32 protein-coding genes and 1 pseudogene are annotated in these 23,123 nt (G+C 35.9%); 30 read left to right on the top strand and 3 right to left on the bottom strand.

Features of this window, described 5'->3' with window-relative positions:
- Nucleotide 1: 1 nt before the first annotated feature.
- Nucleotides 2-685 carry an ArsR/SmtB family transcription factor gene (locus tag ACXAGJ_RS16380; RefSeq protein ID WP_474841208.1) on the bottom strand — a complete coding sequence of 228 codons (684 nt, stop codon included), beginning with the start codon at nucleotides 683-685 and terminating at the stop codon, nucleotides 2-4.
- A gap of 69 nt (nucleotides 686-754) precedes the next feature.
- On the opposite strand from ACXAGJ_RS16380, the gene ACXAGJ_RS16375 reads away from it, so the two are divergent.
- The 16 genes from ACXAGJ_RS16375 (at nucleotide 755) to ACXAGJ_RS16300 (ending at nucleotide 11,531) form a co-directional block, all read left to right on the top strand.
- A complete protein-coding gene (locus tag ACXAGJ_RS16375) occupies nucleotides 755-1,153 on the top strand; it encodes an amino acid-binding ACT domain-containing protein (RefSeq protein WP_474841207.1) in 399 nt (132 codons plus the stop codon).
- An 8-nt stretch (nucleotides 1,154-1,161) separates the two neighbouring features.
- Entirely contained in the window at nucleotides 1,162-1,650 is a 489-nt protein-coding gene (locus ACXAGJ_RS16370; RefSeq protein ID WP_474841206.1) for an OsmC family protein, read from the top strand.
- Nucleotides 1,651-1,668: 18 nt separating this feature from the next.
- Nucleotides 1,669-2,139: a DinB family protein gene (locus tag ACXAGJ_RS16365; protein ID WP_474841205.1), complete on the top strand. Its 471-nt coding sequence runs from the start codon at nucleotides 1,669-1,671 to the stop codon at nucleotides 2,137-2,139.
- A 221-nt stretch (nucleotides 2,140-2,360) separates the two neighbouring features.
- On the top strand, nucleotides 2,361-3,455 hold the full coding sequence (locus ACXAGJ_RS16360; RefSeq protein WP_474841204.1) for an L-dopachrome tautomerase-related protein: 1,095 nt from the start codon (nucleotides 2,361-2,363) through the stop codon (nucleotides 3,453-3,455).
- Between the two features lie 61 nt (nucleotides 3,456-3,516).
- Nucleotides 3,517-4,377 (top strand): DUF4437 domain-containing protein, encoded by an 861-nt coding sequence (locus ACXAGJ_RS16355; protein ID WP_474841203.1) that lies wholly within the window; start codon nucleotides 3,517-3,519, stop codon nucleotides 4,375-4,377.
- Nucleotides 4,378-4,482: 105 nt separating this feature from the next.
- Nucleotides 4,483-5,355, top strand: coding sequence for an RNA polymerase sigma factor (locus ACXAGJ_RS16350; RefSeq protein ID WP_474841202.1), 873 nt, complete (start codon nucleotides 4,483-4,485; stop codon nucleotides 5,353-5,355).
- 125 nt (nucleotides 5,356-5,480) lie between these two features.
- Nucleotides 5,481-5,993 carry an SRPBCC family protein gene (locus ACXAGJ_RS16345; RefSeq protein WP_474841201.1) on the top strand — a complete coding sequence of 171 codons (513 nt, stop codon included), beginning with the start codon at nucleotides 5,481-5,483 and terminating at the stop codon, nucleotides 5,991-5,993.
- A gap of 53 nt (nucleotides 5,994-6,046) precedes the next feature.
- On the top strand, nucleotides 6,047-6,661 hold the full coding sequence (locus tag ACXAGJ_RS16340; protein ID WP_474841200.1) for an SRPBCC family protein: 615 nt from the start codon (nucleotides 6,047-6,049) through the stop codon (nucleotides 6,659-6,661).
- Between the two features lie 8 nt (nucleotides 6,662-6,669).
- Nucleotides 6,670-7,026, top strand: coding sequence for a SnoaL-like domain-containing protein (locus ACXAGJ_RS16335; protein WP_474841199.1), 357 nt, complete (start codon nucleotides 6,670-6,672; stop codon nucleotides 7,024-7,026).
- Between the two features lie 18 nt (nucleotides 7,027-7,044).
- Nucleotides 7,045-7,551, top strand: coding sequence for an SRPBCC family protein (locus ACXAGJ_RS16330; RefSeq protein WP_474841198.1), 507 nt, complete (start codon nucleotides 7,045-7,047; stop codon nucleotides 7,549-7,551).
- Nucleotides 7,552-7,644: 93 nt separating this feature from the next.
- A complete protein-coding gene (locus tag ACXAGJ_RS16325) occupies nucleotides 7,645-7,941 on the top strand; it encodes a DUF1905 domain-containing protein (protein WP_474841197.1) in 297 nt (98 codons plus the stop codon).
- Nucleotides 7,942-7,956: 15 nt separating this feature from the next.
- Nucleotides 7,957-8,304, top strand: coding sequence for a VOC family protein (locus ACXAGJ_RS16320; RefSeq protein WP_474841196.1), 348 nt, complete (start codon nucleotides 7,957-7,959; stop codon nucleotides 8,302-8,304).
- Between the two features lie 32 nt (nucleotides 8,305-8,336).
- Nucleotides 8,337-8,837: a GNAT family N-acetyltransferase gene (locus tag ACXAGJ_RS16315; RefSeq protein ID WP_474841195.1), complete on the top strand. Its 501-nt coding sequence runs from the start codon at nucleotides 8,337-8,339 to the stop codon at nucleotides 8,835-8,837.
- A gap of 118 nt (nucleotides 8,838-8,955) precedes the next feature.
- Nucleotides 8,956-9,813: a helix-turn-helix domain-containing protein gene (locus ACXAGJ_RS16310; protein WP_474841194.1), complete on the top strand. Its 858-nt coding sequence runs from the start codon at nucleotides 8,956-8,958 to the stop codon at nucleotides 9,811-9,813.
- A gap of 67 nt (nucleotides 9,814-9,880) precedes the next feature.
- A complete protein-coding gene (locus ACXAGJ_RS16305) occupies nucleotides 9,881-10,750 on the top strand; it encodes an SDR family oxidoreductase (RefSeq protein ID WP_474841193.1) in 870 nt (289 codons plus the stop codon).
- A gap of 7 nt (nucleotides 10,751-10,757) precedes the next feature.
- A complete protein-coding gene (locus ACXAGJ_RS16300; protein ID WP_474841192.1) occupies nucleotides 10,758-11,531 on the top strand; it encodes a hypothetical protein in 774 nt (257 codons plus the stop codon).
- 81 nt (nucleotides 11,532-11,612) lie between these two features.
- On the opposite strand, the gene ACXAGJ_RS16295 is transcribed toward ACXAGJ_RS16300, so the two are convergent.
- Nucleotides 11,613-12,569 carry a nucleoside hydrolase gene (locus ACXAGJ_RS16295; RefSeq protein ID WP_474841191.1) on the bottom strand — a complete coding sequence of 319 codons (957 nt, stop codon included), beginning with the start codon at nucleotides 12,567-12,569 and terminating at the stop codon, nucleotides 11,613-11,615.
- Between the two features lie 79 nt (nucleotides 12,570-12,648).
- Between ACXAGJ_RS16295 and ACXAGJ_RS16290 the strand changes: the two genes are divergently transcribed.
- From ACXAGJ_RS16290 to ACXAGJ_RS16250, 9 genes and pseudogenes are all read left to right on the top strand, one after another.
- Complete coding sequence (locus tag ACXAGJ_RS16290; RefSeq protein ID WP_474841190.1) at nucleotides 12,649-13,221, top strand: Crp/Fnr family transcriptional regulator; 573 nt, start codon at nucleotides 12,649-12,651, stop codon at nucleotides 13,219-13,221.
- 120 nt (nucleotides 13,222-13,341) lie between these two features.
- Nucleotides 13,342-14,253, top strand: a complete 912-nt coding sequence (locus tag ACXAGJ_RS16285; RefSeq protein ID WP_474841189.1) for a hypothetical protein — start codon at nucleotides 13,342-13,344, stop codon at nucleotides 14,251-14,253.
- Nucleotides 14,254-14,374: 121 nt separating this feature from the next.
- A complete protein-coding gene (locus ACXAGJ_RS16280; protein ID WP_474841188.1) occupies nucleotides 14,375-15,439 on the top strand; it encodes an alpha/beta hydrolase family protein in 1,065 nt (354 codons plus the stop codon).
- Between the two features lie 38 nt (nucleotides 15,440-15,477).
- The gene (locus tag ACXAGJ_RS16275) at nucleotides 15,478-16,041 is read left to right on the top strand and encodes a Crp/Fnr family transcriptional regulator (RefSeq protein WP_474841187.1); all 564 of its coding nucleotides are present in this window, start codon (nucleotides 15,478-15,480) and stop codon (nucleotides 16,039-16,041) included.
- Nucleotides 16,042-16,174: 133 nt separating this feature from the next.
- Complete coding sequence (locus ACXAGJ_RS16270; RefSeq protein ID WP_474841186.1) at nucleotides 16,175-16,591, top strand: DoxX family protein; 417 nt, start codon at nucleotides 16,175-16,177, stop codon at nucleotides 16,589-16,591.
- A gap of 18 nt (nucleotides 16,592-16,609) precedes the next feature.
- Nucleotides 16,610-16,804, top strand: coding sequence for a 2-hydroxymuconate tautomerase family protein (locus ACXAGJ_RS16265; RefSeq protein ID WP_473286237.1), 195 nt, complete (start codon nucleotides 16,610-16,612; stop codon nucleotides 16,802-16,804).
- Nucleotides 16,805-16,807: 3 nt separating this feature from the next.
- Nucleotides 16,808-17,176, top strand: coding sequence for a nuclear transport factor 2 family protein (locus ACXAGJ_RS16260; RefSeq protein WP_474841185.1), 369 nt, complete (start codon nucleotides 16,808-16,810; stop codon nucleotides 17,174-17,176).
- Nucleotides 17,177-17,297: 121 nt separating this feature from the next.
- Nucleotides 17,298-18,146, top strand: coding sequence for a helix-turn-helix domain-containing protein (locus ACXAGJ_RS16255; RefSeq protein ID WP_474841184.1), 849 nt, complete (start codon nucleotides 17,298-17,300; stop codon nucleotides 18,144-18,146).
- 82 nt (nucleotides 18,147-18,228) lie between these two features.
- Nucleotides 18,229-18,784, top strand: a pseudogene (locus tag ACXAGJ_RS16250) (YbhB/YbcL family Raf kinase inhibitor-like protein).
- 94 nt (nucleotides 18,785-18,878) lie between these two features.
- Here ACXAGJ_RS16250 and ACXAGJ_RS16245 read toward each other — a convergent pair.
- On the bottom strand, nucleotides 18,879-19,214 hold the full coding sequence (locus ACXAGJ_RS16245; RefSeq protein ID WP_474841458.1) for a winged helix-turn-helix transcriptional regulator: 336 nt from the start codon (nucleotides 19,212-19,214) through the stop codon (nucleotides 18,879-18,881).
- 114 nt (nucleotides 19,215-19,328) lie between these two features.
- Between ACXAGJ_RS16245 and nfsB the strand changes: the two genes are divergently transcribed.
- The 5 genes from nfsB (at nucleotide 19,329) to ACXAGJ_RS16220 (ending at nucleotide 23,031) form a co-directional block, all read left to right on the top strand.
- Nucleotides 19,329-19,982, top strand: coding sequence for an oxygen-insensitive NAD(P)H nitroreductase (gene nfsB, locus ACXAGJ_RS16240; RefSeq protein WP_474841183.1), 654 nt, complete (start codon nucleotides 19,329-19,331; stop codon nucleotides 19,980-19,982).
- A gap of 31 nt (nucleotides 19,983-20,013) precedes the next feature.
- Nucleotides 20,014-20,316, top strand: a complete 303-nt coding sequence (locus tag ACXAGJ_RS16235; RefSeq protein WP_474841182.1) for a DUF1330 domain-containing protein — start codon at nucleotides 20,014-20,016, stop codon at nucleotides 20,314-20,316.
- A gap of 61 nt (nucleotides 20,317-20,377) precedes the next feature.
- Entirely contained in the window at nucleotides 20,378-21,175 is a 798-nt protein-coding gene (locus ACXAGJ_RS16230) for an SDR family NAD(P)-dependent oxidoreductase (protein ID WP_474841181.1), read from the top strand.
- Nucleotides 21,176-22,099: an LLM class oxidoreductase gene (locus ACXAGJ_RS16225; RefSeq protein ID WP_474841180.1), complete on the top strand. Its 924-nt coding sequence runs from the start codon at nucleotides 21,176-21,178 to the stop codon at nucleotides 22,097-22,099. It begins immediately after the preceding gene.
- A 53-nt stretch (nucleotides 22,100-22,152) separates the two neighbouring features.
- Nucleotides 22,153-23,031: an AraC family transcriptional regulator gene (locus ACXAGJ_RS16220; RefSeq protein ID WP_474841179.1), complete on the top strand. Its 879-nt coding sequence runs from the start codon at nucleotides 22,153-22,155 to the stop codon at nucleotides 23,029-23,031.
- Nucleotides 23,032-23,123 lie beyond the last annotated feature (92 nt).

Below are 23,123 nucleotides of genomic sequence, written 5' to 3'. Positions count from 1 at the left end.
GTTAAAGTTTGATTCCCAAATGATCGTATAAAGATTGATTTCCTTTGGAAGTAACTACAAGCTCTCTGGAGAATTCTACTTTTTTAAACCAGTGTTGTTCCAACATTTTGTTCAATAGTACAGCACCCAGGTGCCCTGCCAGATGAGGGCGACGTTCGGACCAGTCCAGACACTGACGGGTTAGGGGGCGACGGCTTTTTGAAAAATCATCTTGAGAAATACCAAGTTGAGAAAACCATATCCATCCTTTTTGGGTAACTAGATAATGGTTCTCACTTTTTTGAAGGTATCCCTTCTTTTCCATGGCTTCGGTTATGGTTACGCCTAGGTACCCCGCCATATGATCATAGCAGGTTCTGCAATATTTGACTCCGATTTTTTGGTTACGCTGATTTTCTGTATCTGGTAATTTTTTATTCGCCAAATAGGCCATAGATTCTACGGCATAGGCGACTTCACTAGAAGCAAAAGAGTAGTATCGATGTCTACCCTGTACATCTACTTTTAGTAGGTTGCCTTTGAGTAGTTTTGATAAGTGGTTACTCACCGAAGTAGTTGATAAATCGGCAGCAAGTGCTAATTCTCCCGCGGTGTAGGCTCTTCCATCCAATAAATTCCATAGAATTTTTGCTCTGGAAGGCTCACAAAGCAAAGAGGTCACCGAGACAAAATTAGTTTCTTCCATAGTTCATTCTCAAATGAAATGTAAATGTAATAATTGAATTTACTTCGTCATAAATTAAAACCATATAAAATGAAAGACATAGAAATTATATTCGAAAACAAGCCCGGCCAATTGGCTTTAATGGGCGAAACTTTAGGAAAGAACAACATTAGCCTTGAGGGCGGAGGCGTTTTTGAGAATGGTACTCATGCTATTGCTCATTTTTTGGTGGCTGAAGCCAATAAAGCCAAAATTGTGTTAGAGCAAGAAGGGATAAAGGTTACCCAAATTAATGAGGTGTTGATTCAAAAACTTAGACAGGACGTACCAGGGCAATTAGGAATGTTTTGCAGAGCATTAGCCGAGGCCAATGTCAATATTATCACCCAATACAGTGATCATGACAATCAGTTGATCGTAGTCGTAGATGATTATGATAAAGCAAAAGTAATATCCGATAATTGGATGAAAAAATGGTGGAGCAATTAACAAATAATATGAAAAAAGAACATCAATACCAGGCTACCATAACCTGGACAGGCAATACAGGAAAAGGTACCGCAGCGTATAGCGCTTTTGAGCGTAGCCATAGCATTACGGTTATCAACAAACCGGAAATTTTGGGATCTTCGGATCCTTCATTTAGAGGAGATCCTACCAAACATAATCCAGAAGAGTTATTACTGGCGTCCTTATCCTCCTGTCATATGCTTTGGTATTTGCATTTATGCGCCACGGCAAAAGTCGTAGTGACCAGTTACAAAGATCAGGCAAAAGGTATAATGATCGAAAAGCAGGATGGAAGTGGATATTTTTCTGAAGTACGTTTACATCCCGTAGTAACTGTTGCAGAAGATACAATGATAGAAAAGGCAATAGAAATACATGAAAAAGCCAATGCATATTGTTTTATCGCAAATTCTATGAATTTTAAAGTGACACATCATCCTCAATGTTTTTCTGAGGAAGACAAGAAACATAAATAGTCAACTAAATAACATGAAATGAACCCTATCGAAGTCATCCTATTAAATTTTTCTGAAATCAGAAGACGAAGTATCAAACTCTGGGAAGGTATCCCCGACGAATATCTCAATTGGAAACCAGACCAAAAAGCATTTACATGTATCGAAATGGTCAGACATGTTTTGGAGGCAGAACATCTCTTTCATACCATTATTAAAAATAGAGGAAACCTTGGCGATTATCCATCTCCATGGCGGGAGTTACCCTACTCAGACCTCCAATACGAACTTGAGTTTTGCAAACCGTATCGAACATCCTTTTTAAAGATGATACAAGATATAGATCCGTCGAGTCTCAATAGCATTCGGATAGAAAGAACTGAAGTGGGACAAAGCAAAACCTTGGGAGATTACTTAAACCGTATTGCGTATCATGAAGCGGTGCATACTGGGCAGATGTTGGATTATCTCAGAACTATTGGGATAGAGAGACCTCTGATATGGGATTAATGGAAATAGAGAAGTTGCCGTTGCTGATTGTGAAGTGAATTTTAACGAAGGTTTAACCTAAAAACCAAGACTATCCTTTTTGACCGGTATTGTATGGTAAGCAAGCCCTATGTACTTTTGCATACATAGGTTTATAGGATAAGAATAGGTTAGTAAGATCTGTTTGTCAAGCTAAGAATCAAATTCTATAAAAAGTCAACAAATCATTAAAACTGCTTACTATGAAAAAAATAACTATAATATTTGCCTTTGCTGGAATTTTAAGTGTTTGTACTATGTGTAAATCTCCTGAAAAGAAAGAGGAAAATACCAATGCTACTGAAGTTACTGAGGAGAAAGAAGAAGAAAAGGTATTGCAAAATGTTGCTGAGTTTGATACCCGTCCGGGCAATGTTGCGGTATCCAAAGACGGGCGCGTGTTTGCTACAATGCATCCTTTGGATGCTTCTAACTTTCAGTTGGTAGAGGTGAAAAATGGTAATATAGAACCTTTCCCAAACGCAGATTACCAAAAGAATGGTGCAACTGCTAGTGATGATAAACTCGATACTCCATTAGGAATACGTGTTGCCAAAAACAATGTGCTTTGGATTATTGATATGGGACAAAATCTAGGAAAAACGCGTTTGTTTGGTTTTGATATTGGTACCAAAAAAGAGGTGTTTCGATTCGAGTTTCCACAGGATGTAGCTCCCAAAGGGAGTTTTATTCAAGACTTGGCGGTAGATGAGAAAAACGGTTGGGTCTATCTTGCCGATATTGCTAATCCAGGGATTTTGGCAGTGGATATCAACAACAAAACGGTACGAAGATTCGTAGACAAGGTGGTTGAAGCCGAGGATATCGATATGGTCATCGAAGGTAAAGTGATCCATTTTGGAGGTGCTCCGGCGAGAGTAGCGGTAAATCCGATTACCTTAAGTTACGATAGAAATACCTTGTTCTTTGGAGCAATGAATGGGACCAAATGGTATAGTGTTCCAGCAAGTGTATTTAGAGAAGGAAAGGAAGACAGCGAGATAGCTAAGGCGATACAGGTAGCAGGAGCAAAGCCAATTTCAGACGGTGTTGCTACAGATAGAAATGGGAATCATTACTTTACCAACCTTCAGGAGTATGGTTTAGATGTATTGAATGCATCAGGAGAATTACAACCCGTGATAAGAGATAAGTCTATCGATTGGCCAGACAATGTAGCAGTGGGTAATGACGGATGGTTATACGTGGTAGTAAATCAATTGCATAAAGCACCTGCATTTACCGGGGCCGAAGACTTAGGAAAACCTCCTTATTTCATCAAAAAAGTAAAGTTATAACACGTATCTGGAATCCCATTCGTGTTGGATAAATCCATTAAACAATAAAATTTAGGATACAATGAAGAAGATCTTATACGTAGTTATTGCAGTTAGTATAGCAATTTCTTGTACCGAAGAAAAAAAAACTGTGCAAAAGGTTTCCAATCCTAAAAAAGTAATATTTACAAATAAGGTAGTATTAAGCTCTGAAATCGAATGGGAAAAATTAAATCCGGCTAGAGGAGATAAAAGCCCACTAGCAGGAACGGTTTGGGGCGATAGAAAAGATACCGTGGCTACTGGATTTTTGGCAAAATTTGTAGACGGTTTTTCTTCACCTCCGCACATTCATAATGTTACCTATCGGGCTGTTGTAATCGAGGGTTTAATTCATAATGATGATCCGAATGCTGCAGCTATGTGGATGCCAAAAGGTTCTTTTTGGACACAACCGGCAGGAGAATCTCATATTACTTCTGCAAAAGGAAAAGAAAACATAGCCTATGTAGAAATCGATAGCGGGCCATATTTGGTAAAACCCATTGATCAAGCTTTTGATAATGGAGAACGTCCTGTTAATATAGATACCTCAAACGTAGTTTGGGTAACTAGCGAAGCTACCAATTGGATTAGTGTAGAAAGTAATGCCCAAATAAGTTTTTTGTGGAAAAGTAATAATAATGATGGTCTACAAGGGTTTTTTGTAAAACTACCGAAACAATTTACCGGCGAAATTGTTAGTGATGGAGAAATTTTTCATGCGATTCTTGTACAAGGAGAACTGCATTACACTTTGCCTCAAAATCGAGATGTAAAAATCTTAGATCCTGGTAGCTATTTCACAGCTACAGATGAGGCAATTCATAGAGTAGTCAACGAAACTAGTGACGATAGTATATTGTATATTAGAACTAATGGTGATATCAAAGTAAAGAACTGAAATCATTTCAGTTGGAGTTAAATGACTAGGCAGGGATAGCATATAGATGCATAAATTTGTAACACTAACACGAATTCTGTATCAGAATAATAAAACCTTGTAATTATGAATTTTCCATTTAGCAAAACGTATTCTGATAGTGAACAACAAGAATTAGTAAAACAAGCTATCCAAGGCGATCGAAAAGCGCTCAACGATCTTATCGGATATCACCAACCTTTTATTTACAACCTAGCCTGGAAATTATGTCATGATCCTAACGATGCTCAGGATCTTACACAAGAGGTGTTAATAAAAGTCATAACCAAATTAGCTCAGTTCGGTTTCAAAAGTAAATTTCGTACCTGGTTGTATCGAATTGTGGTTAATGAATTTTTACAGGCCAAACGAAGAAAAGGAGAAGAGAAATTTTCGGACTTTACTGATTATGCCGAACGCCTGGATCAGGTGCCCAATGCCGAATTGACTGTCGAGGAAGATATTGCCTATCAAGAACTTTCTAAAGAAATGCAAATTCAATGTATGAGTGGGATGATTATGTGTTTGAATAGGGAGCAGCGTCTTATTTTTATTTTGGGCGCAAGTTTTGGTATTGACCATAATTTGGGTGCAGAAATATTCAATATCAGTACTCAAAATTTTAGAATCAAACTACACCGAGCTCGTAAAGATCTTTTTAATTATATGAATAACAAATGTGGTTTGGTCAATACAAACAATCCTTGTCGTTGTCCCAAAAAGGCAAAGACCTTAAAACAAATGGGAGTCTTGGACGAAGAAAAGATGGTATTTAATATCAAAACACAAACCAAAGTAAAAGACTTTGTAGAGGAAAACCATGCTGCTGCACTAGATGATTTTTCTGATACGTATACAAAACTGTTTCAGGAACATCCCGTAAAAGACGATTTTGACAAAGATACCATTGTAAATGAGTTGATTAATAATGAAAAGCTTACTGACTATTTCCGTCTGTAATCCCCTTTTTTTCGATTGTATATCAAAGGCTACTTCAACGAGAAGTAGCCTTTTTTGATTTTGTAACACCTATAACTTTCTCGTATCCAAATGATGAATCATTAATTCATTTAATTTTTATCGATATGGAATTTAAGAAAGAAATTATTATTAACCGGAAGATTGCAACCGTGTGGGATATCTTGGGGAATCAATTTGGGGATGCCTACAAATGGGCTTCAGGACTCAATCATTCCAAAGGGTATGGTGCACCAACTATCATCGAAGCTCCTTCTAATAACAGAGCTTGCGAATTACCATCAGGTAAGATCAAAGAGGTAATACGAACTTTTGATCCACAGAACTATGAGTTAGAGTACGAAGTCATAGAAGGTTTTCCATTTTTTGTTGATACCGCGATTAATAATTGGCAGTTGAACGAAATAGGAAGTGATACGACCAGAGTAAATATGCATCTGATAGTGACTACCAAAGGTTTTATTGGACGCATAATGGCTCCTATGATGAAGATACAATTAGCCAAACAGATTGCTAGTATTCCAAATGACTTAAAACACTTTGTAGAAACAGGACAACCTAGCCCTAATAAAACAAAAGAATTACAAAAATTATCAAAGAAGGTGGCTGCAGTTTTGTAACACCGCTTGAATTGATGTATCCAAACTATAAACCTTTAAAAATCTAAAAACATATGAAAAATGTAATGCGTACAGTAATGATCGTTTTGGCTTTTGGATTAGCAAGTCATTCGATCCTGGGACAAGAACGGATGACAAAAAAGTTCAAAACCCTTAATACCGAAATTGTAATAAACGCTTCAGCAGAAAAAGTCTGGGAAACCATGGTATTAGACTATGGTAAAGTGGGAAACTTTTCTCCCTTTATCTATTCTTCTCATTATGAAAGTGGTTCCTTAAAAGGAGAAGTTGGAGCAGAAAGAAAGTGTTATTTCAGTGAAAATAAAAAGAGATGGGCACACGAGACTATTCTTGACATTGATGCGCAAAATATGCGTATGACCAATATCATTAAAGATGCAGCTAAATTTCCTTTGGACAAAAACAATTCTCAGGCCATTTACTATGTAAAAGATAATGGAGATGGTACAGCAACAGCAGGCTATAAGTTTCAGTTTAGAACTAAACCCGCTTTTATGGCTGGATTAGCCAAGGGTAAATTCAAAAAGTTATTGGGAGAGACATTAGTGGGATTAAAACATTATGTAGAAACCGGAGAAGTAGTAAATGCCTCTAACAACAAATTCAAAGACATTAAAAATACTTATAACTACACCGTGTTAAAATAATATATAATATGACAACAGAAGCTATAGCCGAAGAACTAAAAACACTGCTGGAAGAAGGAAAATTCGCAGACATTTATGACACCCTTTTTCATCAAGAGAAGGTAAAACACATCGAACCACAATCTCCTCATTTTCCCGAATTAGTTGGAGTAAAAGCCATCAAAGAAAAGGATACAGTTATGACGGGAAATATTAAGGAAGTAACGTCCTTAGAAATTGGAGATTATGTGACGAGCAAGAACTTTATTGCTATTCCGTATAAGATTTCTTTAACACTCAAAAATGGAGATGAAATGACGCTTGATGAACTTATTATTTATCAAGTCGAAGATGGTAAAATCATTCTTGAACAATTCTTTTATTAACAATAAACACATAACAAAATGAAAAAAAAGATCAAACAAGTTGTAATAATAATAGTTACCGTAGTAGGAACGTTTCAGGTACAAGCACAAAATCACAAATCAGATTTGAGTTATGTATCTCATGTAGATTTTTCTGCGGATAAGGTCTGGGAACAAATACGAAAAATGGATAATATTGATAAGATATCCTCTTTTGTGGGTAAAGTAGAATGGATAGGTCCAAAAGGAGTAGGGGGAACCAGAGTCTGTACTGCGCCCGATGGAAAGGGAAAGTTTAAAGAAAAAATCATGAAATTTGATGATAGTGACCGAACCTATACTTGGCAAGTGGTAGAAGGAGTTCCGGCAAAGAAGGTAGAGAATAGTTTTCGGGTCGTAGATATGGGATTAAATAAATCGATGATTGTATGGACGTCTAATTATGAATTCCTGAAAAACCCGAATATGACCGAGATTCAATTCAGAGCCTTTTTACAAGGTGCTGTAACCGAAATGGTAGAAAATATGGTTGGATTCATCAAATAATCTGTAATCCATATATTGGTGATAAGTAATAAAGCATAGGGGTAAAGGCCTATGCTTTTTTTAATATTTTTATAGTTCAATAGCAAAATACGGATGGCAAAAATTGAATATACTTTTTCAGCCAAATTATGGAAACACGATGCCCCAGGAGGTTGGTTTTTTGTATCTATTCCCAAAGAGATGTCAAAAGAAATTAGAGAACATCTACAGTGGCAGGAAGAAGGTTGGGGAAGAATGAAAGCTTCTGCTATTATTAAGGAGATCCAATGGGATACTGCTATTTGGTATGATACCAAGAATGAGAGCTATATCCTACCGGTAAAAGCGGCGATTAGGAAAAAGACTCATATCCAAATCGATGAAGAGATCAAAGTATATATTTTATTATAAACATACCTTTCAACAATGAAGCAACAAGACAATCATATCAATTACATAGAGTTTAAAGCAAAAGACCTAGAGGCTGTAAAAACCTTTTATATAAAAGCCTTTGGTTGGAAGTTTACTGATTATGGACCAGATTATACCGCATTTGCAGATAGTGGACTGGAAGGTGGTTTTGAAAAATCAGATGATCCTATAGTTAATGGCGCTTTGGTGGTATTGTATCATGCAAATTTGGAAGAAATACAAGAAACCGTATTGCAGTCCGGAGGAAAACTTGCGCAAGAGATCTTTTCGTTTCCCGGAGGGCGTAGATTTCACTTTTTGGATCCAGCGGGCAATGAGTTGGCTATTTGGTCTGATCAATAATGAAATAAGAAGACTCGACTATTATTTGTATTATGATTTCACTACGTGCCGCTACAATACATGACCTCGAACTACTGAAATATTGGGATACCAAGCAACATGTAATCGATTGTGATCCCGATGAGGATTGGAATTGGGAAACAGAATTACAGCATACTCCTGTTTGGAGAGAACAACTCGTTGCCGAATTAGATGGCAGACCAATAGGTTTTATTCAAATTATTGATCCATATCTAGAAGAGACTCATTATTGGGGAAAGGTTGCACCCAATAAAAGGGCGATCGATATTTGGATAGGAGAAGAAACGGATCTTAATAAAGGATATGGTACTCAAATGATGAAACTTGCCATACAAAGATGTTTTGAAGTGCCAGATGTAGATGGAATACTAATCGACCCTTTGAAAACAAATACCAAAGCACATCGTTTTTATAAAAGACTCGGTTTCGAATTTGTTGAAGAGCGAGATTTTGATGCCACTAGCTGTTTCGTTTTTGAATTAAAAAGGAAAACATACCAAGAGATGACTTAGTACTAGATTTCTAGATCAATGGACACTTTAACTTGGTTTGACCCGAATTGACAAATGCTTGGACTAATTTTAAAAGAAAAATACAGGGATAACATGTATTTTTGATAGAAAATGAAGGATGATACAGGATTATAAAACCATAGACTTATTTGGTAAATTGCTTTTTGAGACCATTATTCTGAAACCTCCTTATAAGAAGCCTACCTTAATGCCTAATGAGGCTTGTTTCCTGTATATTTTGCAAGGAGAATATAATTCCATTTCTGAGACACAACGTGTCACCATCGAGGCAGAAGAATCCTTGTTGATGAAATGTGGGAATTACACTTGTAATATGCTGCCTTCGGGAGAATCTGATACTTATCAAGCATTGGCGGTGCATTTTTATCCAGAAATTTTATTGAAGATCTACGAAAATAAACTACCAGAGTTTCTTACAAAAAAGATACCCTTGGATACAGGCATGTCCAAACTTAAAAGTGACATTTTAATCCGAAAGTATATCGAAGGTATTTTGTTTTATTTTGAAAATCCAACTTTGGTTAATGAAGAAATTTTAATTCTAAAACTGAAGGAAATAGTTTTATTGTTGAATCAAACACAAAATGCACCCGATATACAATCCATCCTTTCAAATTTATTTGAACCCAATACCTATTCCTTTAGGGAAATTATACAAGCTCACCACTATTCTAATATTACTTTAGAAGAACTGGCCATATTGAATAATCAAAGTTTGTCAACATTCAAAAGGGAATTCAAAAGGATATACAATACTTCACCGGCAACCTATTTAAGAGATAAAAAATTAGAAAAATCCAAAGAACTACTGATCTCTACTGATCTAAGAACTACCGATATTGCCTACGAATGTGGTTTTACAAGCGTTTCTCATTTTTCTAAAACTTTTAAGCTTCGGTATGGAACTTCTCCTACTACTTATAAATTGACCTATTTGGGCAAATCATTGAACTAATCGTAAAACGATTCCTTCTCTCCGGTTTCGATCTTTGTTTCATTATTAATCGAAAAATAAATTACTAATGAAAAATGTATTGATTACGGGAGCAAGTAATGGGTTTGGTTATTTAACAGCACTCGCGTTAGCTCGAAAAGGGTACAAAGTCTGGGCCACGATGCGTGACTCAAGTGGAAAAAACAAAGAAAAAAGGGAAGCATTAGCATCTATCGCAAATAGTGAAAATATTGCTATTAGGGTAGCAGATTTGGATGTAACTAGTGATACCTCCGTAAATGCGGTAGTAGAAAAAATTACCAAAGAAGATGGAGGGATAGATGTTTTGGTAAACAATGCCGGAGTAATGTACGTAGGTATTACTGAGGCCTATAGTTTACAACAGGTAGAAGAGCAGTTTAATACCAATTTCTTTGGCGTAATCCGAACCTCAAAAGCTTTCCTTCCTTTGCTTAAAGAATCTTCAGACGGGTTGATTATAAATATTTCATCATTAGCCGGGAGATTAGTATTCCCATATTTTGGAGTGTATTGCGCAAGTAAGTTTGCTTTGGAAGCCTATTCGGAATCATTGAAGTATGAGTTAAAACCGTTAAATGTAGATGTAACGATTATTGAACCAGGACCTTATCCTTCAGGTCTACTATACAGTGGTCCCAAAGAAGATGATGATGAGGTACTGAAAAGCTACGGAGAAATGCGCGACGTTCCGGCAGCGATGCTTCAAAATTTTGGAGAGTTTTTTAAAAGTGAAGATGCTCCAAATTCTGAAGAGATCGCGGATGCTATTTTAAATGTGATTCAGATGGAAAAAGGAACCCGACCTATACGAGAAGCAGTGGGTATAGATTACAATACGAATGAGCTGAATACCAAAACAGGTCCGATTCAGGAAAGCTTGATCAAGGACACATTACAAATGGAGCATTTAATCTAGACAACAAATGAAAACGATGATAAATCTGGTGGGTGTAGCTTTTACATGTTTTTTGATGATTTCATGCAAAATATCTACCAAACAAGAGCCAGAACAAGCGAATACTAATGTACAAACAGTAGACCCAATGATAGTTAAAAATGAAGAAATAGTAAATGTAGCTTTGGTATATCTTAAAGAAGGAGAAGAAGCACGTTTTGAAGAATACAAACAAAAAGGAGGAACCATATTAGAAAAATATGGTGGAAAAATAGAACGTATTATTGCGCCCAAAATGTTGGCAAAAGGAGAAATAGCATTGCCCGATGAGATTCATTTTGCGACCTATCCAAGTATTGAGGTATTCAATAAATTCAATGAGGATCCAGAATTTATAAAGATTCGAAATGAATATGCAATGCCTGCAATAAAGGACATTTCTATTTTTACCAGTAAGAATACCAGTTTTAAATTTGAAAGAGAAACCGGTGATCATACCAAAACCTATGGTGTTGCTTTGATCTATTTTAAGGAGGGTGAGCGTTATGTAAAACAGTTTGAAGAGTATCACGATGATGTTTGTAAAATCATGCCAGAATTTGGAACCCATTTCGAACGTTTTATAGCGCCTTTTCAATCCAAGGGAAGTGTAGAAATGCCGGATGAGATTCACCGATTTTACTTTGACTCCATGGATGGATTGCAACAAATGGGCACAGATGAAAGAATGCAGGCGCTATTCCCCAAAAGAGATGAAGCCCTTCAGAATTTATATTTCTTTATAGGTGAAGCTTCTTTATAAGCACAGGTGATTTGTAGTAGTCTATTTAAAAAAGCAGTGAAGAATCTAGCATATTCTTTTCTGCTTTTTTTATTACTAGATTTAATGGAGTCGCTCCTCAATAAGCTGTAAAACAGTATCAGCATCTACATCTACACAGATAGTTATTTTAGGACGATTTTTCCAGGGCAAGAGTTCATTTCCATTCTCATGATCCGATTCACCGATCGAAGGCCATGTTTTACCAAGGCTAGTAGAATCAGTAGTTTCCACTTTTACAGGGAAATCTCTGGTTTCAAAAAGAGCTCGTTTCAAAACATATACCACTGCAGTAGAATCATGAACATATATACCATCGATTTGATTTACTTTTTTAAAGAAGTCTCTATAAAAATGAAAGGTAGTTGAGACATACTGGTTCAAAGGACTTTCGGTTTTGGCAATTCGATCAAGTTGCTCGCTGGTCATCAAAACTTTGTGAGTAACATCTAACCCTATCATATGCACTTTCCAGTTTGCTCCCAAAACAATATCCGCCGCCTCTGGATCAGAAATGATATTAGCTTCTGCTGCAGGAGTAGCATTTCCTGGACAAAAAGCATTACCTCCCATAATAACAATTTCTTCTACCTGTTCTTCAATCCCTGGGTATTCTTGCAGCAATAGTGCAAGGTTGGTTAACGGACCAATAGCAAGAATAGTAACTCGACCCGGATGGGATTTAATCTGTTCTGCCATAAACTCGTGAGCCGATCTTGGATCTGGTTGTAATTTACTTTTAGGGTGTTCGATATTTCCTTTACCATCTTCTCCATGTACTTGAGGAACGCCTCCAGCAAATGGTCTTTCGAGAGGTTTGTTGGTACCTTTACAAACAGGAATACTGGTTCGATCTGCAATTTCTAAAAGTCGCAGGGCATTGGCTGTAGTAAAGTCGATTGATGCGTTTCCAAAAATGGTGGTTAAACCTAATATGTCTAATTCCGGACTGTGCAAGGCTAACTGTATGGCCATTCCGTCGTCTATGCCAGGATCAGTATCAATAATTATTTTTTTCATTGTAGTTGTGTACCTTTAACGAGAAGCAAAGTAAGCATGCTGTATCGAGAATTAAAAGGACATTTGTCCGAGCTATATCATGATTAGAATTAATAAAGAGTTAGTAGACTATTTCAAGGATTTAAAAACTTCGAACACTGTGGATTGCATACACAAAGAAGTTTTTTCTCCAGGTGATTTCTTAATTCATCAGCACAAAAAGGGCAATACTATTTTCATCATTGAAAGAGGAATTGCCAAGTGTTTTGTAAATGAGGATAATGGTAGAGATTTTATTCAAGAATTTGTAGGAGAGGGAGAAATACTGGGTGAAATTGAGGTGTTTACAGATACCTTGAGCTTTAGCAATGTACAAGCTATAACAGAGATTACTGCTTTCAAAGTATATAAAAGTGATTTTTACAAATTGCTCGATGCACATCATGCCTTAAACCAAATTGTAATAAGAGCGATAGCCATCAAATTACGCAACACAGCTATGAGAGCTTCTCAACAACAATTACATCCTATTGACTATAATTTGAAAAAGTTTATGGCTTTGATAGCTAACCAACAATTAAATGTTTCAAAACAAGATATTGCCGATTACCTCGGGATTACGATTCGAAGTTTAAACAGAGCATTAAAAAATAATACTGAAAACAACCTATAAAAGTATGTTGTAGGAAAGGGCAAGGAGTTGTTATTGAGTGTGTTATATGGATTTTTGTTATCTTAGAGTGCTCTTCTACCAAATAACGGCCTATTTCAATATCATCTAGAATTTATAGTTATGAAATCAGCCTATCTTCTCTTGTTTGTTTTTCTATTCATCTCATGTGGTAAATCTAAGCAGCAGCCAGTTTTAGACACAGCTAAGCATGAAGGGCTTATACAATTGGAAACCAACTATGTATTTCAAACCTTATATAGCGAAGGAGAAATAAATCATGCCGAAAAACAGTCCATTTTGGTCAATGAAGCTTATCAGTTCTTATCTGAAATAATGGGACCTAAAGATAATTTTTGTGTGCTGGTGGTTGCTCCTCAAGATTGGACTAGAAACGCATACTCTCCGGTAGTAGGGATGCCAGAGTATTATCGAGGAAACCTTATTGTTGGGGCGGGACAAAATCATATGGCTTCTGGATACGAAGAAATGATTCAAAGTTTCCCCAAGGACATGACACAGGATTTGGTAAGTACCTATACCAATACTAATGATCAACTAGACATGCGCCTTTTCTTTGATAAGTTAGTAATACACGAATTAACGCATAGTTTTCAGGATCCTGAAAATCAGGAAAACTATTCTATGAGTAGATGGCTAGAAGAAATACATGCTAATATGGGTTTATATGCTTTTTATAAGACCAAAAAACCAAAAGAACTGAAGTATATTATGGAGTTGGTAGATTTTAGTTTAAAGAATCCTCCACCAGATTTGCCCTATACAAGTCTATTAGATTTTGATGCGCATTACTATGAAATGAGTCCTGCAAATTATGGACAGTATCAAATGAGATTTACACAAAAAGCAAAACAATTAATTGACTCTTTGGGGAATGATATTTTAAAACCCTTAAATGATTTTTTGATCAAATATGATGATTCCTGGAAAGGAAAAATGACCGAAGAAGATTTCGGAAATAGATTGGCTACCGAAGTAAATCCGTATTTTCTGAAAATAATGGATGATTGGTAGTAGACTTTTTAAGAATTCATCGGTATTGCCTACCTTTACTCATAGCAAGAATTCATCCTATACGAGATTGGAAGTAAAAGTTGCCTACTTAATTTCATTTCCTTAAGAAACAACTAACCCTATGAATAAAACTCTTTCGTTTTTTCTTTTCATTACTGTATCATGTATATACGGACAAAATAGACCACAAGAACCCAAAGAACCATTTGATTATCATGTCGAAGAAGTAGTTTTTAAGAACGAAACGGATAGTGTTGCTCTTGCAGGTACATTTACATATCCCAAAACAGGTTCTGATTTTGCAGCAGTAATTCTTATCAGTGGGAGTGGAGCGCAAAATAGGGATTCAGAATTGATGAATCACAAACCTTTTCTGGTTATCGCTGATTATTTAACAAAGAACGGCATTGCTGTATTGAGAGTAGATGATCGAGGTGCTGGAAAATCTGAAGGGAGTCATAATGATACAGCTTTAGAAGGATTGGCAAGGGATACCCAAAGCGCAATTGCATATTTGAAGTCTCGAAAAGAAATTGACACAAATAAGATTGGTTTGGTAGGGCATAGTTTGGGTGGTGTGATCGCTCCGATGGTCGCTAGTCAATCAAACGATGTTTCTTTTGTCGTCTTACTTTCTGGTTCTGCTTTACGCGGAGATCAATTGATGCTATTGCAAAAGGAAAAAATTGAAAGAAAGATGTTGGTTCCAGAACCAATGATCTCACTTGGGCAACAAAACATGAAAGGCGCCTATGACATCATTTTGGCATCATCAGATAGAACACAACTGGAGGTGGATTTAAAAAACTATTTTACCAAAGTTTTTGGAGCGGCGCTACCAGAAAATCAGCTCAATTTACTTTCAGAGCAGTTAGCAATTCCTTGGTTGGTAGATTTTATCAAATTTGACCCTGCAATAGCGCTTGGTAAAACCAAATGCCCAGTGCTTGCACTTAATGGTAGTAATGATCTACAAGTACCCGCAACAGAAAACCTCGAAAGTATCGAAAAGAATCTTAAAGAAGGCGGTAATGTAGATGTAGAAACCATGGTATTAGATAATTTAAATCATTTATTTCAGGAGAGCGAAACGGGTTTGCCAAATGAATATGCATCGATAGAACAAACATTTTCTCCAACGGCTATGGAGATTATGCTCAAATGGATTCAGAAAAAAACAAAATAGGGGCGTCCCGAGTTATCTTTTTGTAGAAATAACTTCTTATGAAACATCCTCTTAGACAGCATATAGAAGAAATTATTACTCTTACTGATGAGGAGTTTGATTTTGTACTCGGTCATTTTACTCCCATCAAAAAGAAAAAGCATCAATATATTGTGCAGGAAGGAGACTATGTGGATAAAGAATATTGGATCATCAAAGGGTGTTTAAAAAGCTATTTTGTAGATGATCAGGGGAAAGAGCATATCTTACAATTTGGTATGGAAAATTGGTGGATTACTGATTACGAATCCTTTGTAAAACGTGTAAAATCCAAAATATATGTCGATTGTATTGAAGATAGTGAACTGCTTTATATTACTTATGAAAATAGAGAGAAACTCACTGCCGAGATGCATAAAATGGAACGTTTTTGGGCAAAAAAGAGCAAAATGGGACGTATAGCTCTTCAGAATCGAGTTTTGGCATTATTAAAAAGTTCTACCAAAGAACAATATGAAATGCTCCTAGAACAATACCCAGCTCTTTTTCAACGAGTTCCAAAAAAAATGATTGCTGCTTACTTGGGTGTTTCCCGAGAAACCCTAAGTAGATTAAATTCTTAACCCAATATTTTTCCGGTTATTTTCTTCCACAATGTGATGTAGATCACTTCAAAAAGGTGATCTAGGTCCTGTTCATTCATTCTAATATCCCACAACTTTGCTTCATAAATAATTTTAACCTAAAAAATTAAATATGAATGCATTACAAAAAGAAGAAAGTAATAACAAAGGATTTTTATTGCTTCGAATTACGATCGGAGTGCTAATTCTATTTCATGGGATTGCCAACATGAATTCGGGTTACGCTTTTGTCAAAGAACTACTTGATGGATACGGAATTCCTAGCCTTTTGGCATACGGAGTTTTTGTTGGAGAAATAATAGCTCCAATTCTTATGATTATTGGATATAAAGCTAAACTGAGCAGTTTGGTAATAGCCTTTAATTTTCTAATAGCCATTTTATTAGCACATGGAGCAGATATTTTTTCGCTAAATCAGTTTGGTGGATGGGGAATAGAGCTTCAGGCACTTTATTTATTAGGATCAGTAACTATATTTTTTCTGGGAGCAGGGAAATATGCAGTATCCACAACTTCAAAATGGGATTAATCAATAAAAATAAAAATTATGCCATACGTAAACATCAAAATCACAGACGAACAGGTTACCAAAGAACAAAAGCGCTTATTAATCGAGGGAACCACTAAGGTACTGGTAGATGTACTTCAGAAAAACCCAAAAACTACTCATATTGTTATCGACGAAGTACCCATAGATAATTGGGGATATGATGGTAAACAATATGAAGGAACAAAAAAGTAGTTTATGTTTACTTCAAACCACAAAGCAATTGAGAAGCTCATCCATAATTATTTTGAAGGAATCTTTTATGGCGACATTAGTAAACTAAAAGATTGTTTTCATCAGGATGCGGTTCTTTATGGAGATATCTATGGAACAGATCGTATTCAAAATACAGAAGCCTATCTCGAAGCTGTTGGAAATAGACAAAGTCCTAATGACCTGGGTGAATCATTGAGAATGAAAATTATAGGAGTGGACATTTTAGGAAAAACAGCGATGGTAAAATTACATGTGCCGATGTTACAATATAATTATTATGATTATTTATCACTATTTAAAAGTAAAGAGGGATGGAAAATCGTTAATAAGTTATATACACATGTGAATTAAAAACCATAAGGTAAATCGAGTTTTGGAGATAATGATAAGGGCAGTTTGCCCTTATCATTTTATGGAATACCTAGTAAATTGTACTTTTATGAAGTATTAGACTGTTTTTAATTAAACGATAATGAAAATAATTACGTTACCAGATGAATTGTATCAGGATTCGTCGATTGTTATCGAGGTTTACGATTATGAGAGTACCCAGGAAATTTCAAAACAACAGGTGGTCCTAACCAAAAACACCTTTAGTTTCCTTCAAGAAGGGAATAAGGAAGTATTTTTTGATAACTCATCTTTTGCAATTGATAATCATCAGTTTTTATTGATGAAATCTGGCCATTGTTTGATGACCGAAAAACTGTCTAATGTCAAGAATTATTATCGTAGTGTATTATTCTTCTTCTCTAATGAATCCGTACTTAAGTTTATCCGGAAATATGACTTCGATACTCCTAAAAGTTTAGAGTATCATTCTACCTACTCATTTAGTTATGATGGGTTTATCAGTAGGTTTGTAGAAAGTATTCTTGATGTTTCCAAACTCCCCAAGGATACTCAGAAGAATATACTCGAAGTTAAGTTTGAAGAAATAATGCTGTATCTGATTCAAGTTAAAGGAGTAGCATTTCTGTATGCCCTGTTACATGATACTGATAATGATAGCCAAAAATTTATTCAGACTATTGAGAGTAATCGCTTGAATAAATTGACGATCAAAGAACTTTCATTTTTATCTAATATGAGTGTGTCTACTTTTAAAAGAGAATTTGAAAAACACTTTCATAGCTCGCCCAGCAAATGGTTTCAGGATCAACGATTAGAACATTCTGCATTTCTCTTAAAAAATAAATCCAATAGACCCTCAGATATTTTTGAAGAAATAGGTTATGAAAACCTATCCAATTTTATTCATGCATTTAAGGTGAAGTTTGGAATTACACCAAAACAATACCAATCAAAAATGAACTTTTAGCACTACTTTTTGAGCTAAAGGAAACATCTCTTTTCTAAAGGTCATCAATACATTTGCACCTATAATTTTAAAAGTACAACTGATGAATAAGACGAATTTTATTTTAGGAATTATACTTGCATTTTCAACTACGGTTTTTGCACAAAGTACCTTTACCTTATCCAGTACGGATTTGGGTGGAGAAGCGACAATTAATGAAGAATTTAATGGTTTTGGGTGTGTAGGTAAGAACCAATCTCCTCAATTATCATGGAAAAATGCTCCCGAAGGTACCAAGAGTTTTGCTATTACCATGTATGATCCGGATGCTCCCACGGGCAGTGGATGGTGGCATTGGGTGGTTTTTGATATTCCGGCGGATGTTAACGAATTGGTATCCAATGCAGGAAATGTAGCATTAAATTTAGCCCCAAAAGAAGCTATTCAAAGTATTACCGATTATGGAGCCAATGGATATGGTGGTCCTTGTCCACCAGAAGGACATGGATTGCACCAATACATTATCACTGTACATGCATTAAAAACGGATAAATTGGGGTTAAGCCAATACCAATCCGGCAGTAGTAGGCTACTATTTATGGAACAATACGTTGGCCAAAGCTAGTTTGTTAACGTATTACCAAAGAACAGCAAAATAATACATTTGGTTAAGTGGTATGATAAGCGCAAACTCTCGGGTTTGTGCTTTTGTTTTTTAAGGAGATTTACAATCTCCTCTGAAAACCGTTACCCTTAGTTTGAATAGTTTTCTAATACAAAATCTCCCCAGTCGGCTATAGATTGCACAATAGGGATTAGTGTCTTTCCAAAGTCGGTCAAAGAGTACTCCACTTTTAGAGGAGGTTTTGAAGTATATACTTTCCTGTTGATGATTCCATCTTCTTCCAATGTTTTCAACTGTAAACTTAAGGTACGTTCGGTTACCGTAGGCATTTGTTTACGGAGCTCACTATAGCGAAGTGTTCCGTGCATTAAATGAAATAAAATTACTGTCTTCCATTTACCTCCTATAATGCCCATGGTAAGGCTTGCGAAGCAAGGATATTCCTTTCCTTTAAACGTTAACATTTTTGGTGTGGCTTCTTCCATAATCTATACTATCCTTTTTGACCGTTATTGCAAAGATAAAAAACTATAATTAGTTTTGCTACTATAAAAAATATAGTATAAAGTTTTACACTCATGAATATTACAGATGTATTGAATTGGAGATATACGACAAAGTCGTTTGATCCCAATAAAAAAATCTCTCCAGAGGATTTAGAACAAGTTAAATCTTTGTTACAAATGTCTCCCTCAAGTACCAATTTACAACCCTGGCATTTCATTATTGCTGGCACCAAAGAAGGGAAGCAACGTTTTACCAAAAGCACACAAGGTTTTTTTATTTTCAACGAACCCAAAGTCCTCAACGCATCTCATGTAGTTGCCTTCTGTTCTCGAACTAGCGCTACTGATGAGTACATGCGTCATTTGGTAGATAAAGAAGACAATGATGGTCGATATGCCAAACCAGAATTCAAAGAACAAACGTATGGAGCTAGAAACCTATTTGCAGATATCCATAGGTATGATGTGAAAGATTTTCAGCATTGGATGGAAAAACAAGTATACCTAAACATCGGGAACTTTTTACTGGGTGTAGCCGCAATGGGCATAGACGCCGCTCCTATGGAAGGTTTTGATATGAAAGCTTTTGATAAAGAGTTCGGTTTGCGTGAAAAAGGGTTTACTGCTGTTACATTGGTGGCTTTGGGATATCGTAGTGAAGACGATTTTAATGCCAAACTTCCAAAATCCAGATTGGATCAGAACGAAATTTTAACCTTAGTATAATCGAAAATATAATCCATTAAAACCCAAAACGATGAGTTATTATTCAGTATTAGATGTAACACCCACAGACGACAAATGGGTTGCCGATTACGTAGCCGCTTCAGGCAAAATAGTGGCAAAACACGGAGGTAAATATCTGGCAAGAACTGCTTCTCACGAACAAATTGAAGGAAACGATCAACCTGCTGCTTTACGGATAATTTTAGAATGGCCATCCAAAGAAGCTGCATTGAACTTTATGAAAGATCAAGAATATGTGCCACATTTGAAAGCAAGAACCAAGGGATCGGTAAGTCATCACTATTTAATCGAAGCCAAAGATGATTTGGCATAATTAATACAAGAAAGAGTTGCTCTCTAGAAGAGCACTCTCTCTTTAAAATTTACACTAAGGCATGAAAACGATATTGATTACAGGAAGTACAGATGGTATTGGTAAGTTGACCGCTTTGAAGCTTGCAAAAGATCAGCATGAAGTGATACTGCATGGAAGAAATCAGGAAAAACTAAATACTACTATTGCAGAGTTAAAAGAAAAAACAAACAATGATGGTATAAAAGGATATGTTGCCGACTTATCCAGTTTTGGAAGCATACAAAAGATGGCAGATCAGCTTAAAGAAGAGCTTTCAAAAATTGACATATTGATCAATAATGCGGGTGTTTTTAAGAGTCAAAATCAGCAAAATGAAAATCAACTGGATCTTCGATTTGTGGTCAATTATTTGGCTCCATTTCTACTTACCAATCAGTTGCACGATCTTATTAAAAAATCAAATTCTCCAAGAGTTATTAATCTTAGTTCGGCTGCGCAATCACCAGTTTCTTTGAATGTCTTAATGGGCAAGGAAATAGCGCCCGAACAGCAGACGTACGCTCAAAGTAAATTAGCGTTAACGATGTGGAGTTTTTATTTAGCAAAGCAATGGGATTTTGCCAATGTAATTGCTGTAAATCCAGGCTCTTTATTAAATACAAAAATGGTACAAGAAGCTTATGGGCAACATTGGTCTTCTGCCGATAAGGGAGCTTCTATTTTGTATGATTTAGCTAGTTCTGACAAGTATGTAAATAGCTCGGGTAAATACTTTGACAATGATAAAGGGAAGTTTTCCCAAGCACATACTGATGCATACGATGATAACAAAATACATCAACTCATTGCAGCCACCAAATCAATTTTATCTGTGTAAATGGAAGCATTTCAAAAAATAGCAAAAAAAGAGAAACTCACATTAGGGCTAGTTTTTCCGTTAGAATCTTACAAAGGATCAATAGCTAAAATGGAAAATCAAGAGCAATTGGCCAAAAGAGCCGAGGAATTAGGTTTTAAGGCATTATGGTTTCGGGATGTGCCGTTTAATGATCCTATGTTTGGGGATGCTGGTCAATTATTTGATCCTTGGATATACATGACGCATATAATGAATCATACCAAGGAGATTGCTTTGGCTACAGGTAGCGTGATTCTTCCACTACGTCATCCAATACATACGATAAAATCAATAAATAGTTTACAGGTTTTGTCTGGAGGTAGAGTAGTAGCAGGAGTGGCTTCTGGTGATCGCCCTGTTGAGTACCCTGCTTTTCATCAAAAATTAGATCAAAAAGCAGAACTTTTCAGAGATAGCTTTTTTTACATCAAAGCCCTACAACAAAATTTTCCCGCGTATCAATCCAAATATTACGGTGGTACAAATGGTGGTATAGATATATTGCCAAAATACAATTCAAAAACACCATTTCTGGTAACCGGGCATTCAGGACAATCTATAGATTGGATAGCAGAACATGCCGATGGGTGGTTGTATTACCCTAGAGATTTTGCTACCCTACAAAAAGTAATGCATCAATGGAATGACGCACTTGACAAAGCGCAGCAAGATTGGAAACCTTTTATGCAATCACTTTATGTAGATTTATTAGAGAATGAAAAAGCTACCCCAAGCCCAATTCACCTTGGTTTTAAAGCGGGTGTGGAGTATACAATCTCTCATTTGAAACTCTTAGAGTCCTATGGAGTCAATCACGTAATTCTGAATTTGAAATATGGTTCCAGACCAGCGGATCAGGTAATTGAAGAGCTTGGCGAAAGTGTACTGCCTCATTTTTCCTGATAGAATATTAGTATATTGCTACGAACATAACCAATGTTCTATTCAAGGTTTTCATGAGAGAAGACATCAGGCAAATACAGTTCGACAATAAAACCAATCCTAAATCATATTTTGAGGTGGTTCGAATTGAAGAGCTGTTGAACAGAACTTTGGATCATGATATCTGTAAAAATCATATCATCAAATTTTACAATATCTTTTTGGTGCTCGAGGGAGAAGGTTACCATACTATTGATTTTACTGATTACAAATACCAGAGCGGGACTGTATTGTTAATTCGAAAGGATCAAATACAAAAGTTTTTTAAAAGTGGTACTGTAAAGGGATATTTATTGATTTTTACAGAAGATTTTATCGTTAGTCATCTTAATAAATTAGAAGCTTTAAAATCCTTCCAGCTCTTTAATGAATTATTGAGTTTTCCCAAAATAGAATTAAAAGAAGATAAAGAAGCATTTTCCAGTTTTTCCACCCTTGTCAAGCAAATCGAATTAGAGTATCAGTGCAAGGATGAATATTCGATAGGGATAACCCGAAGTGCATTACATATGATTATTACCAAGCTATTTCGTATAAAATCTCAGAATGGCCAACTCTCTGGTAAGAAGAAGTATTTGGAAGAATTTCTTTCGTTTCAACGTATGGTAGAAGAGCAGTGTTTTGAAAATAAAAAAGTAATGGATTATGCTCAAAATATGGGGGTGACCACAAAAACACTAAATAATATTGTACAAGCAGTGGTGAATAAACCTGCCAAAACATTTATCAATGAAATTGCCATAATGCAAATCAAAAGACTACTGATTAGCACCAATACTCCCATCAAAGAAATTGCGTATACCTCGGGGTTTGATGATCCCGCTAATTTCTTCAAATATTTCAAAAAGTATGTAGGCGCTTCTCCGGATGTGTTTCGACAGGCGCATCAGTAAGTTTTCCGATTTTGACACTATAAAGGATGGTTTTTACCATTCTTTTTTTTATGCTGAAAATTAATTTTACTGCAGAATTTTAAACCATTAAA

It is taken from the genome of Aquimarina sp. AWH4_224, from assembly GCF_056160245.1.
Note: the sequence above shows the minus strand (reverse complement) of the source record. Positions and strands in the feature narration are given on the sequence as shown.